This is a genomic window from Xylanivirga thermophila (genome assembly GCF_004138105.1).
In the GTDB taxonomy this organism is placed as follows: domain Bacteria; phylum Bacillota; class Clostridia; order Caldicoprobacterales; family Xylanivirgaceae; genus Xylanivirga; species Xylanivirga thermophila.
The window spans coordinates 89067-102066 of sequence record NZ_RXHQ01000003.1; the positions used below are offsets into that span (position 1 = coordinate 89067).

General features: G+C 34.3%; 16 protein-coding genes and 1 other annotated feature. Of the genes, 14 read left to right on the forward strand and 2 right to left on the reverse strand.

The window, feature by feature from the left end:
* Nucleotides 1–34: 34 nt before the first annotated feature.
* Nucleotides 35–223: a ferredoxin gene (locus EJN67_RS02670; RefSeq protein ID WP_129721959.1), complete on the forward strand. Its 189-nt coding sequence runs from the start codon at nt 35–37 to the stop codon at nt 221–223.
* Between the two features lie 30 nt (nt 224–253).
* Here the strand turns inward: EJN67_RS02670 and EJN67_RS02675 are convergent, their stop codons facing one another.
* Nucleotides 254–1645, reverse strand: a complete 1392-nt coding sequence (locus EJN67_RS02675; RefSeq protein WP_129721962.1) for a glycine--tRNA ligase — start codon at nt 1643–1645, stop codon at nt 254–256.
* 49 nt (nt 1646–1694) lie between these two features.
* Nucleotides 1695–1864: a binding site (T-box leader), on the reverse strand.
* A 186-nt stretch (nt 1865–2050) separates the two neighbouring features.
* On the opposite strand from EJN67_RS02675, the gene EJN67_RS02680 reads away from it, so the two are divergent.
* From EJN67_RS02680 to EJN67_RS02705, 6 genes are all read left to right on the forward strand, one after another.
* Nucleotides 2051–2317 (forward strand): HPr family phosphocarrier protein, encoded by a 267-nt coding sequence (locus EJN67_RS02680; RefSeq protein WP_129721965.1) that lies wholly within the window; start codon nt 2051–2053, stop codon nt 2315–2317.
* Nucleotides 2318–2355: 38 nt separating this feature from the next.
* Nucleotides 2356–3444 (forward strand): DNA polymerase IV, encoded by a 1089-nt coding sequence (locus EJN67_RS02685; RefSeq protein WP_129721968.1) that lies wholly within the window; start codon nt 2356–2358, stop codon nt 3442–3444.
* A gap of 46 nt (nt 3445–3490) precedes the next feature.
* A complete protein-coding gene (locus EJN67_RS02690; RefSeq protein WP_129721970.1) occupies nt 3491–3781 on the forward strand; it encodes a hypothetical protein in 291 nt (96 codons plus the stop codon).
* 124 nt (nt 3782–3905) lie between these two features.
* Nucleotides 3906–5480, forward strand: a complete 1575-nt coding sequence (locus EJN67_RS02695) for an MASE3 domain-containing protein (protein WP_165000692.1) — start codon at nt 3906–3908, stop codon at nt 5478–5480.
* Between the two features lie 21 nt (nt 5481–5501).
* The gene (locus EJN67_RS02700) at nt 5502–5762 is read left to right on the forward strand and encodes a TM1266 family iron-only hydrogenase system putative regulator (protein ID WP_129721976.1); all 261 of its coding nucleotides are present in this window, start codon (nt 5502–5504) and stop codon (nt 5760–5762) included.
* A gap of 10 nt (nt 5763–5772) precedes the next feature.
* Nucleotides 5773–6309, forward strand: a complete 537-nt coding sequence (locus EJN67_RS02705; RefSeq protein WP_129721979.1) for an ECF transporter S component — start codon at nt 5773–5775, stop codon at nt 6307–6309.
* 37 nt (nt 6310–6346) lie between these two features.
* On the opposite strand, the gene rpmB is transcribed toward EJN67_RS02705, so the two are convergent.
* Nucleotides 6347–6538 (reverse strand): 50S ribosomal protein L28, encoded by a 192-nt coding sequence (rpmB, locus tag EJN67_RS02710; protein WP_129721982.1) that lies wholly within the window; start codon nt 6536–6538, stop codon nt 6347–6349.
* A gap of 187 nt (nt 6539–6725) precedes the next feature.
* Between rpmB and EJN67_RS02715 the strand changes: the two genes are divergently transcribed.
* From EJN67_RS02715 to EJN67_RS02745, 7 genes are all read left to right on the forward strand, one after another.
* Nucleotides 6726–7076, forward strand: a complete 351-nt coding sequence (locus EJN67_RS02715; RefSeq protein ID WP_129721985.1) for an Asp23/Gls24 family envelope stress response protein — start codon at nt 6726–6728, stop codon at nt 7074–7076.
* Between the two features lie 39 nt (nt 7077–7115).
* Nucleotides 7116–8792 carry a DAK2 domain-containing protein gene (locus tag EJN67_RS02720; RefSeq protein WP_129721988.1) on the forward strand — a complete coding sequence of 559 codons (1677 nt, stop codon included), beginning with the start codon at nt 7116–7118 and terminating at the stop codon, nt 8790–8792.
* Nucleotides 8793–8847: 55 nt separating this feature from the next.
* The gene (gene recG, locus EJN67_RS02725; RefSeq protein WP_129721991.1) at nt 8848–10905 is read left to right on the forward strand and encodes an ATP-dependent DNA helicase RecG; all 2058 of its coding nucleotides are present in this window, start codon (nt 8848–8850) and stop codon (nt 10903–10905) included.
* Between the two features lie 90 nt (nt 10906–10995).
* Complete coding sequence (locus EJN67_RS02730; protein WP_129721994.1) at nt 10996–11196, forward strand: alpha/beta-type small acid-soluble spore protein; 201 nt, start codon at nt 10996–10998, stop codon at nt 11194–11196.
* 291 nt (nt 11197–11487) lie between these two features.
* Entirely contained in the window at nt 11488–12048 is a 561-nt protein-coding gene (rsmD, locus tag EJN67_RS02735; protein ID WP_165000693.1) for a 16S rRNA (guanine(966)-N(2))-methyltransferase RsmD, read from the forward strand.
* Nucleotides 12045–12527, forward strand: coding sequence for a pantetheine-phosphate adenylyltransferase (coaD, locus tag EJN67_RS02740; RefSeq protein WP_129722000.1), 483 nt, complete (start codon nt 12045–12047; stop codon nt 12525–12527). The genes rsmD and coaD overlap by 4 nt, the downstream gene beginning before the upstream one ends.
* Before the next feature lie 23 nt (nt 12528–12550).
* A complete protein-coding gene (locus tag EJN67_RS02745) occupies nt 12551–13000 on the forward strand; it encodes an ATPase (RefSeq protein WP_129722003.1) in 450 nt (149 codons plus the stop codon).

Here is a 13000-nt window from a genome sequence, read left to right on the forward strand (position 1 = left end):
AAAACAAGTTGAAATTTAAAAGGGAGGAATATACATGCGTGCTATGGTTGACCAAGATCTATGTATCAGTTGTGGATTATGTATAAGTACGTGTGATGATGTTTTTCATTGGAATGATGACGATAAAGCAGAGGCAATAGATGAAGATGTACCATCTGATTTTGAAGATGAGGTAAATGAAGCAATAGAAGGATGTCCTACAGAAGCAATAAAAGAGATTTAAAAAAGATACGCCAATATTGGCGTATCTTTTTTAAAAAGTTATTTTTTCCCGTAGATAACCTTCAAGCTGATCTATTTTTACTCGGATTTGTTCCATAGTATCACGATCTCTTATTGTAACAGAGTTATCCTCTAATGTATCAAAATCAACTGTAATACAGTAGGGTGTACCAATCTCATCTTGACGTCTATACCTTTTTCCAATACTACCTGTTTCATCATAATCTATCATAAAGTATTTACTAAGTTCTAGGTAAATATTGTTTGCCTGATCCTTAAGTTTTTTGGACAAGGGCAAAACAGCTGCCTTAAATGGTGCTAGAGCAGGGTGTAGTTTTAATAGGACTCTAGAATCGTTGTTATCCAATTCTTCCTCAACATATGCTTGACACAAAAAGGCCAAAGTAATACGATCTGCACCTACAGAAGGTTCAATACAATAGGGAATAAATTGTTCATTAGTATTAGGATCTAGATAATTAAAATTTTCACCAGAATGCTCTGCGTGTTGTTTTAAATCAAAATCTGTCCTGTTTGCAATACCCCATAGTTCACCCCAACCAAATGGGAATAAAAATTCTATATCTGTAGTAGCTTTACTATAATGGGAAAGTTCTTCAGGACTATGATCTCTTAAACGGATATTTTCTTCTTTTAATCCAAACTCAATGAGCCAGTTTTTACAAAAGCTTCTCCAATAATCAAACCATTCCATATCCTCACCAGGTCTACAGAAAAATTCCAGTTCCATCTGTTCAAATTCACGGGTGCGGAATATGAAATTACCTGGAGTTATTTCATTCCTAAAGGATTTTCCTATTTGACCTATGCCAAAAGGTAATTTTTTTCTACTAGTACGTAAAACGTTTTTAAAATTTACAAAGATACCTTGGGCAGTTTCGGGTCTTAGGAAGATTTCAGATTTCGAATCTTCAGTAACACCCTGAAAAGTCTTAAACATAAGGTTGAATTGGCGGATGCCTGTAAAATCATGTTTACCGCAATCGGGGCAAGGTATATCATTTTGTTCTATGTATTTCTCCATTTTATCATTGCTCCAGCCATCTACTGTAATGTCTTCATGCCCTTGTGATTTTAAATAATCTTCTATGAGGCTGTCTGCTCTAAATCTAGTTTTACAAGCCTTACAGTCCATAAGGGGATCATTAAATCCACCTACATGACCAGAAGCTACCCATGTTTCAGGATTCATCAGTATGGCAGAATCCATGCCTACATTATATGGGCTTTCTTGGATGAATTTTTTCCACCATGCCCGCTTGACATTGTTTTTAAGTTCTACTCCCAGAGGTCCATAATCCCAGGTATTAGCTAACCCGCCATATATCTCGGAACCAGGGAATATAAACCCTCTTCCCTTACAGAGTGCTACCATCTTATCCATAGTTAATGATACTGACATTTGTGTTCCTCCAATACTTTATATAATTATAAAAAGCCCTTCATCCCATTAAAGGGACGAAAGGCTATCCTTCGCGGTTCCACCCTTTTTGGTCTTTTTAGACCCTCTTTTTTAAAGATAGCTCCAGAATGCCTTCGTACATCATATCTCCAGGCTTTCACCATCCCTAGGTCGCTTATAGACAGAGGATATACTACTATTTTCCTTCATAGCTATTTTAGTGCATTTTAATTATTACTTAATACTTTAACGTTATAAAAGTTTTAGTTTCATATTATATATTATTACCAAACGACGGCAAAAAGTCAAGATGCAAACAAACATTTATTTATGGGTATTGTTTTTAACGACAAATTACGATAAAATAAACTTTAAGAATTTAATGAAAAGAAAAGGGGACAGTAGATGATAGAAAAGAGCTTTGTCATTCAAAACGAAGTAGGGCTTCATGCACGGCCGGCTGCAAAACTTACGCAGGTGGCTAGTAATTTTAAATCAGAAATCTTACTAGTCAAAGATACAAAGACGGCTAATGCAAAGAGTTTACTGTCAGTATTAGCCCTAGGTATTTTTAGAGATGCAGAATTTAGAATACGTATAATAGGCCCAGATGAGCTAGAGGCCATGTGTAAAATAACTCGATTGATTGAAGATGATATAAACATAAATTAATCAAAAAATATGTAAAATGTCTATTGGGAGTGGATATAGTGTATGATCTGTCTATAATCCATGTTGATATGGATGCCTTCTATGCTTCCATAGAGCAAAGGGATAATACTTTTTTTAGAAATAAACCTATTGTTGTAGGAGGGCACCCTGACGGAAGAGGCGTGGTGAGTACTGCATCATATGAGGCTAGAAAATTTGGTATCCACTCAGCTATGCCTGCTAGACGTGCAAGAGAGTTATGTCCTGGTGCTATATTTTTACCGGTCAATATGGAGAAATATAAAAACGTATCTGAGCAAATTCAAAATATATTTAAGGATTATACCTATACTATAGAGCCCATATCCATAGATGAGGCTTTTTTGGATATGGGGGAACAACATAGAGATGTGATATCGACAGCTCAAGAAATAAAAAATCGCATATACGATGAATTAAATCTCACAGCATCTGTTGGGATATCATATAATAAGTTTTTGGCAAAGTTAGCTTCTGACATGGAAAAGCCAAATGGTTTTACTGTAATTACCCTTAAAGATGCGAAAAAAATATTACCAACCCTTCCTGTAAGAAAGATTTGGGGGGTAGGTGTTAAAACTGAAAAGGAGCTAAACGACATAGGTATTTTTACTATAGAGGATTTGCTTAATTATGATAGGGAGTTCATTTTAAATCATTGGGGAAGACGTGGATATGAGCTTTTATGCTTGGCACAAGGTATGGATAACAGGCCGGTTGAGGCGTATCAACAGGCTAAGAGCATTGGTGAAGAAACTACTCTGTCGAATGATGCTGTTGATAAAGGCATATTGAGAAACTATATAAAAGATTTTGCTATCATTATAGGTAAACGTATGAATAAGCAGGGCATAAAATGTAGGACTATAACAGTTAAAATTAAATACAATGATTTTAGGCTTATAACTAGAAGCATTACATTGGATGTTCCTACCTCTTCATCTTTGATGATATACTCTGAGGCCAATAACATACTAGAAAATAGGATAGAGCTCATAAAGCCTGTCAGATTAATAGGTATCCAATTATCAAATCTGTTGTATCCACATGAACCTAAGCAGGTAACTTTTGAGCATTTTATAGGCAGCAACGGTATAAAAAACCATTAAACAGGGGACCATAAAAATGGCACTATTATGAAAAGGAGTTTTGATTGTGAAAAATAAAAAAGTCCCCCCAAATATTTCTGTTGATAAAATAATAAAGGAGTTTACATATGAGGCGAATAAAAAATTAGATAAGCAATATGAAGGTACTAAACAAGCTATTGTTCAAATTTCTAAAGAAAAGGTACAAAATCTTATGAAAATATATGATATGGGTTTGTGCAAAGAGGATAGAGAAGCTATTGTAAACACTATATCTAAAAGTATGATGCAAAGCTTCTCATTGGGATATGGACTAGGAAAAGCAGAAGGTATAATAGATAGAGATATCTATCTATAAAGCCCAGTGGATATAATCCATATGGGTTTTTTTAATATGCATTGGTAGACATTGGAGATAAAATTCTGTATAATTAACATTATATTAGATAAGTTTGGCCAAATGAAAAGGGGTGGGGACAATAGTGAAACATGTTTTTTCAGCTGATGTGTTTTTGAGTTGGCATATATTTTTAGAAATTGCCAGTATAGTAATGGCATTTAGTATATTTTCAATTACATTTTATACCTTTGAACAATCAAAAAACTTGAAATCCATAATATTTGCATGTACATTTTTTGTAATTGGGATATTGGATATATTTCATTTTTTAACATACAAAGGTATGCCCATGTTTTTAACTGCTCCATCTGCACAGAAGGCCACAGCTTTTTGGGTAATTTCCCGTTTTACTATGGCTGTTGCCTTTTTATATGCAAGTTTTTTATGTCCCTACAGACAAACAAATAAGAGACGTTTTGCGTTTTTTGGAGTAGCTATTGCTTACGCAGTTTTTTGGATATATATTATAAATTATCATATTGATGCATTGCCTAAGCTATATGTAGAAGGGGAAGGATTGACAAATCTTAAGATATTTATAGAATACTGTATCATATGTATACACGGAATTAGCATATACATGTTTTTTAGATCCTATAAAAACAGACAAGAAGACAGGAATTATATTTTTTTAATCATATTGGGATTGATAATTAGTGCATGCAGTGAGTTGGTATTTACTCTTTATATAAGCGTATATGATATATATAACATGGTAGGTCACATTCTTAAGGTTATGGCATACTATTTATTATTTAGGGCATTATTTGTGCGGAATATAGAAAAACCATACGTTAGTTTAAGCCAAGCAGAAAATAAATTATCTGCATATGCAGATAACCTGGAAAAAATGGTAATCAAAAGAACTTCTGAAATACAACAGGCAAAGAATAAATTGGAGCAGGATTTAGACTATGCAAAGAATATTCAATTGGCATTGTTGCCAAATGAATTTCCCAATATACCTGGGATGGACTTTGCGTCCAGGTATTTCCCGTGTGAAAAAGTAGGAGGTGATTTTTATAATGTTTTTAAGCTAGATGAGAAAAATTTAGGCATAGTAATTGGGGATGTTGCAGGTCATGGAGTTTCTGCTGCGATGCTTAATGTATTTATAAACCAAAATATTCATGTAAAAAAACAATATGATGATGGCCGATACAAGATATTTACACCTCGTGGGGTGCTTATGAATCTTTACCATGTTTACAATGAAATGCCTTTTCCTGAAGAAGCATATTTGGTTATGATGTATGGTATATACAATATCAATACACGTAAGTTTTCTTATGCTTCAGCCGGGATGAATGTTACACCTATAATACTAAGTCAAAATGGAGATGTGCGGTTTATAAAGGCTGATGGATTTCCAATATGCAAGTTTGGCAAGTATTTTAAGCCATCATATAAAACGCAAAGTATTGACTTATTCCCTGGTGATACATTAATATTCTATACAGATGGTTTAACTGATATTGATAGATATAGGCCAGAGGTTTTTGGACAAGAAAACTTAAAAGAATTTATAAAAGGGATGAAAGGCTTAAGTGCAAGGGAGACGTGTGATCAGCTTTTAGATGCGTATTTTACATTATTAGAAGACAAGGATATGTTAGATGATGTAACGGTTTTGGTAGTAAAAACAAAAGAATACTAATTTTTTAAAGGAGATGATGGTTTGGAAAAGCGTATAGGAGTTATAGGAATTGTAGTTGATTGTCCAGAAGAATCAGGTCAAACTGTCAGCCAATATATCAGTGAATATTCGTCTATAATAGTAGGTAGAATGGGTGTGCCATATAGAAAGCGTAATATATCTGTTATATCACTTATAGTAGAGGGAACAACTGATGAAATAGGGGCTTTAACTGGGAAATTAGGGAAGTTAAATGGTGTTACAGTAAAAAGTGCTTTGACTTCTAAAAAAATAGTAGATTAGGAGATGCAATATGAAAGATAAAACAAAAAAGATTACATATACAGCGATTTTATTGGCGCTTACTTTGGTATTTCAATCCCTTAGAAATATTATTCCTCAGGGTATGGATCAATACATAATTGGCTCATTGGTAAATGCATGTTTAATTATTTCTGCCATTATAGTAGGTATGGGAGGAGGTATTGCTATTTCCGTAATAGCTCCTTTAGTAGCACTTTTACAGGGGGAAATAGCTTTTCCAATATTGGTACCCTTCGTAGCTATTGGAAATTCAGTTATAGTCATCGTGGTAGCCCTATTATATGATAAAAACAAATATTTGGCCTTATCTTTGGGAACAATATTAAAATTTCTTGTATTATATATAATGATTGTATATATGGCAATACCAATTATTACTCCTAAGTTACCACCTGAAAAAGCAAAGAAGGTAACTAGTTTGTTATCACTCAAGTTTAGTTGGCCCCAATTGGTAACAGCGGCTATAGGTAGTATAATAGCTATTAGCATAGTTCCCGCCATTACAAAGGCAAACAGAGAGCAATAATAATCAAAAAAAGACCCTACATGGGTCTTTTTGAAGTTTACAGAGCTCTTTTTACTTTGCCTGAACGCAGACAACTGGTGCAAACATATATAGTTTTAGGTGTCCCATCTACTATAGCCCTTACCTTTTTTACGTTTGGTGCAAAAGCACGATTGCTTCTGCGATGGGAGTGACTCACCTTATTGCCAAATACTACGCCTTTATTACATACATCACAAACTTTAGCCATTTATTACACCTCCTTCAAAGAAGAAAACATACCTGTTTTTAAAACATTAATATTGTATCATTAAGTTATAGCTTTGGCAAGAAAAACAAAAATATAGTGTTTATATTGAAACAAAATTGTTTATAGTATAGAATATAAGGTAATAGTAGGATCAAATCCTTATCTAGATTTTTAGGGAGGAAATCATATGGGAGTAAAAAAGACTAATCCGTTAGGCGAAATTATAATTACAGATGAAGTTATAGCACGAATAGCAGGTATAGCAGCGACGGAATGTTATGGCATTGTTGGTATGGCTTCTAAGCGGGCTACTGATGGGATTGTTGAGTTATTGGGAAGTGAAAATCTATCCAGAGGGATAAAGGTACGTACCCAGGATAACGTAGTAACTATAGATATATATATAATTGTAGAGTATGGTATATCTATTGCTACTGTAGCGCAGAATGTCATTGAGAAGGTAAAATATACAGTAGAGGATCTAGCTGGGGTGGATGTAGGTAAAGTAAATGTAACCGTTGAAGGGGTTAGGGTTTAAGGGTAGTGTCCCTTAACACCTTAAAGGGAGGTACATAATTTGAAGCAAGAGTTTATTGATGGTATTAAGCTAAAAAAAATGGTTCTTTCATCGGCTCAATTTTTGGATAATAATAAAAAAACAGTAGATGCCCTTAACGTTTTTCCAGTGCCAGATGGAGATACTGGAACCAATATGGCCATGACCATATTGGCTGCTGCTAAAGATTTGGAATCTATTCATGATAACAATATAGATAAAGTAGCTGAAGTTGTATCGAAGGGTGCATTGAAAGGAGCCAGAGGTAATTCAGGAGTCATTCTTTCACAACTTTTTAGGGGGTTTGCAAAAGGTGTGCAAGGTGAGAAAGAGGTGGATACCGTTAAGTATGCTGAGGCATTAAAATTAGGTGCTGATACAGCTTATAAGGCGGTAATGAAACCTACAGAAGGCACTATTCTCACAGTGGCCAGAGTAACTGCTCAGGAGGCTCAAAACATTGCCAAGCAGGAAAAGGATTTTGTGATTTTTTATCAGAAAATAATAAAAATTGCAAAAGATACAGTAGATAAAACGCCAGAACTGTTACCCGTACTAAAGCAGGCGGGAGTGGTGGACTCGGGCGGTATGGGCCTTTTGTATATAATGATGGGAACCAGTCAGGCATTAGAAGGCAAGTTTGATGATACATTAATTGTTAAAAAAGAACCAAATTCAGCATCTATGATACAATCAGATAAAGAAATAGATATAAAATATGGGTATTGCACAGAGTTTTTTATAAAAAATCTCTATCCCCATGTTACTGAAGATGATGTAGATAAATTAAAGGATAAATTATTGAAACTTGGGGATTCTATTGTGGTTGCTAGTGATAGCGATTTCGTTAAGGTGCATGTTCATACAAATATGCCTGGAAAGGTATTGCAATTAGGACTTAGATTTGGTGATCTCTCTACTATCAAGATTGATAATATGAGGGAACAGCATAGAAATCTTAGTGATATTGTACAAGAAAATGACAGCAATTCCTATTCGGATGATTTAAATCCACGGTATCAACAGCCATTGGAGCAACAAAAGAGATTTGGAGTAGTAGCGGTGGCAATAGGTGAAGGCATTGGAACAATATTTAAGGATTTATCGGCTGACTATATTGTACAAGGTGGCCAAACGATGAACCCAAGTATAGACCAATTATTGCAGGCAGTGGAGCAAGTAAACGCTGAAGAAATATTTATACTGCCAAATAACAGCAATATAATCCTATCTGCAAAACAGGTACAGGAAGTTACCGATAAAAAGGTGCATGTGATTCCTAGTAAATCTATTCCACAAGGTATAGCTGCACTATTGGCATATAATCCAGATGTAAATAGTGATACAAACATTGATAGGATGACCGAAGCATTATACTCAGTGAAAACTGGTCAGGTGACATATGCTGTTAGGGACTATAATGTCAATGCATTATCTATAGCTAAGGATGATATAATAGGAATTGAAAATGGTGATATAGTAGCTGTCGAAAAGAATATCGATGATGCAACTCATAAGCTTATTGATGCCATGATTGATGATGAAAGTGAAATGGTTACTATATATTATGGCCAGGATATTTCAAAGGAACATGCTGATTCAATTGCACAATATGTAGAGTCTCAATATGATGATTTAGATGTGGAATGTTATTCTGGGGGACAGCCCTTGTATTACTATATAATTTCAGTAGAATAGATATTAAGGAGGTTTTAACCTCCTTTTTTTAACATTATTTTTATAGGTGATATATATGGATGGGTTAGAACAGGATGTACGATATGTAAAGGGAATCGGACCTAAAAAGAGCAAGTTGCTCAATAAATTGGGTATAAAAACATTACAGGATGCCCTATATTATTTTCCGAGGGATTATGATATATGGGATGACATAAAGAAGGCCAGCGATATAGTAAATGGAGAAGAATGTTCACTGGTGGTGAATTTTAAAGGTAGGGCAAACAATATAAGAACCAGGCGAGGTCTTGTTATTACAAATTGGATAGCAAATGATGATACGGGAAATGTAGTATGTGTTTGGTATAATCAACCCTATAGAGCCTCTATCTATAAAAATTCTATAAAATATTTTATAAGAGGTAAAGTAGAGATAAAGTATGGCAAAATATACATAAATATGCCTGTCGTTGAAGAGTATAATAAGGATAAACATGATGGGAGCAAAATATTATCTATATATGCATTGACCCAAGGAATAACACAAAAAGATTTGCGCAATTTAGTTAAAGAATCCTTGAATAAAACGAATGGGCAAATAATAGACTATATTCCATGTTCCATAAGAAAAAAATACGATTTAGTAGAAAAAAATTTTGCATTAGCAAATATACATTTTCCCCAGTCAGAATATGCAATGGAGCAGGCACGTATAAGACTCGTTTTTGAAGAATTTTTTAATATTAGATTGGCTTTAAGGATTATTAGAGAACAGAATAGACAAAATATAAAAGGTACAAAATTTAAATGGGATAATAGAAAAATACAGTATTTTATACAGGGATTGAGTTTTGAACTTACCATTGCTCAAAAACGTGTGCTGCAGGAAATACTTCAAGATATTTCCTGCGATAAGCCAATGAATAGGCTTATACAGGGAGATGTAGGTTCTGGCAAGACTATATTAGCAGCTATAGCCTTATATTGTGCTTATTTGAGTGGTTATCAGGGAGTTATGATGGTTCCAACCGAAATTTTGGCTGTTCAACATTTTGAATCATTTAAAGAATTATTCCATGGTAAAGGAATTACTATAGAATGCTTGGTTGGTAGTATGAAAGCTAGTGAAAAAATTAATATAAAGGGTAGATTGTCAGAAGGAGATATAGATATTATTGTAGCTACCCATGCAGTATTAGAGGAAGATGTAATATTTAAACATCTAGGCTTGATAGTAACTGATGAGCAGCACAGATTTGGAGTAAGACAAAGGGCTGCATTGCAGGAAAAAGGTGTGCAGCCTCATATGCTAGTAATGTCTGCAACACCTATCCCTAGGACCCTTTCATTGATATTATATGGTGATCTTGATATATCCATAATAGATGAACTCCCGCCTGGCCGCCATCCGGTAAAAACGTATCATGTACCATCATCTATGAGGGATAGAGTCTACAATTTTGTACGTAGACAGGTGCAAGAAGGGCGCCAGGTATATGTGGTATGTCCCCTTGTAGAGCAATCTGAAAAAATAGATTCAGTAGCTGCTGTGGAACTTTTTGAAAGACTAAAAAATGGGCCTTTGACATCTTTACGAATAGATTTGTTGCATGGAAGAATGAAGGGAAGCGAAAAGGATAGGGTGATGGAGAAATTCTCCAATGGCGATATAGATGTGTTGGTATCTACTACTGTGATAGAAGTAGGGGTAAATGTACCAAATGCAACTCTCATGGTTATAGAAAATGCAGAACGTTTTGGATTGGCGCAGCTCCATCAATTGAGGGGTAGGGTAGGCAGAGGAAAATATCAGTCATATTGCGTACTTATTACTGATGTAAATAATTTTCAGATAAGAGAGCGTATGCAGATTATGACAAGGTCGAATAATGGATTTGATATAGCTGAAAAGGATTTGCAACTCAGAGGACCTGGAGATATGTTTGGGGTAAGACAGCATGGATTGCCGGAATTTAGGATAGCTAATTTATTTACCGATATGGAAATTTTAAAAAGAGCCCAACAAGCGGTAGATGAGATATTAAACACCAACTATGACATAACATACAAAAATCTCATTGATTATGTGATGCATGAATTTGATCAAAAGACAAAGAAGATTGCTATGAATTAGTTAATATATTGTCTAGTAAATATTACTAGCGTAATTTTTTTATAATTGGTTACATTAATAATGCATCACTAATACAGGAGGTGATAATCCATGCCAAGTAATAATCGTAAACTTGTTCCTGAAGCAAGACAGGCTCTTGATAACATGAAATATGAGGTTGCTAATCAAGTAGGGGTTAATCTAAAACAGGGTTATAATGGTGACTTAACTGCTAAGGAAGCCGGATATATCGGTGGTTATATGGTTAAGAAGATGATTGAGCAGGCCCAGAGACAAATGGCTGGTAAGTAATAATTATATAAAATCAAAAGGAACAGATCATGTGATCTGTTCCTTTTGATTTTATATAAAAAAATGCTGATGACTTTATGTCATCAGCTTGGGAGAGGAGAAATTGAAGGAAGAGCTCTATGGGGGAATGTTAAATAATTTTAATTATTTAACATTCTTATTATTGCTAAAAAAATATATTTTATACATACTAAATATAAAAAACAATTCTTTTTCATGAATGCTTGTCCCAATTTTCTAATTATGTTAAAATTACATAAAGTGAAACTAGTATTAGGGAGGCAATTGTCGTTGAGAATTATTGCAGGTGAGTGGAAAGGTAAACCGTTAAAACCTGTAAAAGGTATAAAGACTAGACCGACTACAGACAGGGTTAAAGAATCTGTTTTTAATATTATACAGAGTTATATACCTGATAGCTTTGTTTTAGATTTATTTTCAGGTACAGGCAATATGGGGTTAGAAGCATTAAGCAGGGGAGCTAACAGAGCCATTTTTGTAGAAAAAAGTAGGGGAGCTGCTGCTGTATTGAAAGAGAATTGTGCTTCATTAAGATATACTGATAAAGTTGATATTTTTGTAAACGATGTTTTTACTACAATCCCATATTTAGGAAGGAAAGGGCATGGCTTTAATATAATATTTGCTGATCCACCTTATAGCAAGGAAATTGAACCACTGTTGCTAGGTGCTATTTCAAAGGCGAATATATTAAACAATAATGGTGTCTTTATAATAGAACATGCCTCAAAGGATGTTTTACCATCTAGCTTAGACACCTTGAAGAAAGTTGACTACAGAAAATATGGTAATACTAGTATAAGTATATATGAAAAGGATGATGAATTATGATTACAGCAATATATCCAGGTAGTTTTGATCCTGTCACAAATGGACATTTGGATATAATAAAACGTTCTGCAAAAACCTTTGATAAAGTGATAGTAGCAATTGCTCAAAATCCTAATAAGACACCTATGTTTACAATTGAAGAACGTATGGACTTTTTAAAAAGGGTGATAAATGGGTTACCAAATGTAGAAGTTGATCACTTTGACGGTTTATTGGTTGATTATGTAAAAGAAAAGGATGCACATGTTATAATAAAAGGATTAAGGGCAATATCTGATTTTGAATATGAATTTCAAATGGCCCTTATGAATAGAAAATTAGATTCGGATATAGAAACGCTTTTTATGATGACAAGCTATAAATATTCTTTTTTAAGTTCAAGTATGATGAAAGAAGTAGGTAAACTGGGAGGATGCATTGCAGAACTTGTTCCTGATGCTATTTTGCCGGATGTATTGAAAAGGTTAAAAAGCGTATAATAGGTAGAAATGGGGGAATTTTTATGAATATATTAGATCTTTTGGATGAGCTAGAGGATGAGCTAGATAGTGGCTCTACTGTTCCTTTTACGGGGAAAACTCTTATTGTAAAGGAAAGATGTCTAGATATAATACGGGATATAAGGTTACACCTTCCTGAAGAAATAAAACAAGGGGAATGGATAAAGAAAGAACGTCAGCGGATATTGATAGATGCTCAGAAGGAAGGTGAGGCAATAGTAAAGGAAGCCGAACAGCGCATAAATGCCCTAGTTGACGAAAACCAAATAACTCAAATGGCGTATCAACAAGCTAGGCAGATAGTTGAAAATGCTCAAGATAGTGCTAAAGAGATACGATTAGGTTCAAGGGAATATGCTAATGGCATTCTTGAAGAGCTAGAGACTTATCTAAAAAAGCAAATAGAGATACTCGAGCAAAACAAGAAAGAATTAAATTCTATAAAAAAATAA

Excerpts from the sequence above, each read along its gene's own strand:
- EJN67_RS02670 (WP_129721959.1), top strand. The coding sequence starts at position 35 with ATGCGTGCTATGGTTGACCAAGATCTATGTATCAGTTGTGGATTATGT.
- EJN67_RS02675 (WP_129721962.1), bottom strand. The coding sequence starts at position 1,645 with ATGTCAGTATCATTAACTATGGATAAGATGGTAGCACTCTGTAAGGGA.
- EJN67_RS02680 (WP_129721965.1), top strand. The coding sequence starts at position 2,051 with ATGATAGAAAAGAGCTTTGTCATTCAAAACGAAGTAGGGCTTCATGCA.
- EJN67_RS02705 (WP_129721979.1), top strand. The coding sequence starts at position 5,773 with ATGAAAGATAAAACAAAAAAGATTACATATACAGCGATTTTATTGGCG.
- rpmB (WP_129721982.1), bottom strand. The coding sequence starts at position 6,538 with ATGGCTAAAGTTTGTGATGTATGTAATAAAGGCGTAGTATTTGGCAAT.
- EJN67_RS02715 (WP_129721985.1), top strand. The coding sequence starts at position 6,726 with ATGGGAGTAAAAAAGACTAATCCGTTAGGCGAAATTATAATTACAGAT.
- recG (WP_129721991.1), top strand. The coding sequence starts at position 8,848 with ATGGATGGGTTAGAACAGGATGTACGATATGTAAAGGGAATCGGACCT.
- EJN67_RS02730 (WP_129721994.1), top strand. The coding sequence starts at position 10,996 with ATGCCAAGTAATAATCGTAAACTTGTTCCTGAAGCAAGACAGGCTCTT.
- coaD (WP_129722000.1), top strand. The coding sequence starts at position 12,045 with ATGATTACAGCAATATATCCAGGTAGTTTTGATCCTGTCACAAATGGA.
- EJN67_RS02745 (WP_129722003.1), top strand. The coding sequence starts at position 12,551 with ATGAATATATTAGATCTTTTGGATGAGCTAGAGGATGAGCTAGATAGT.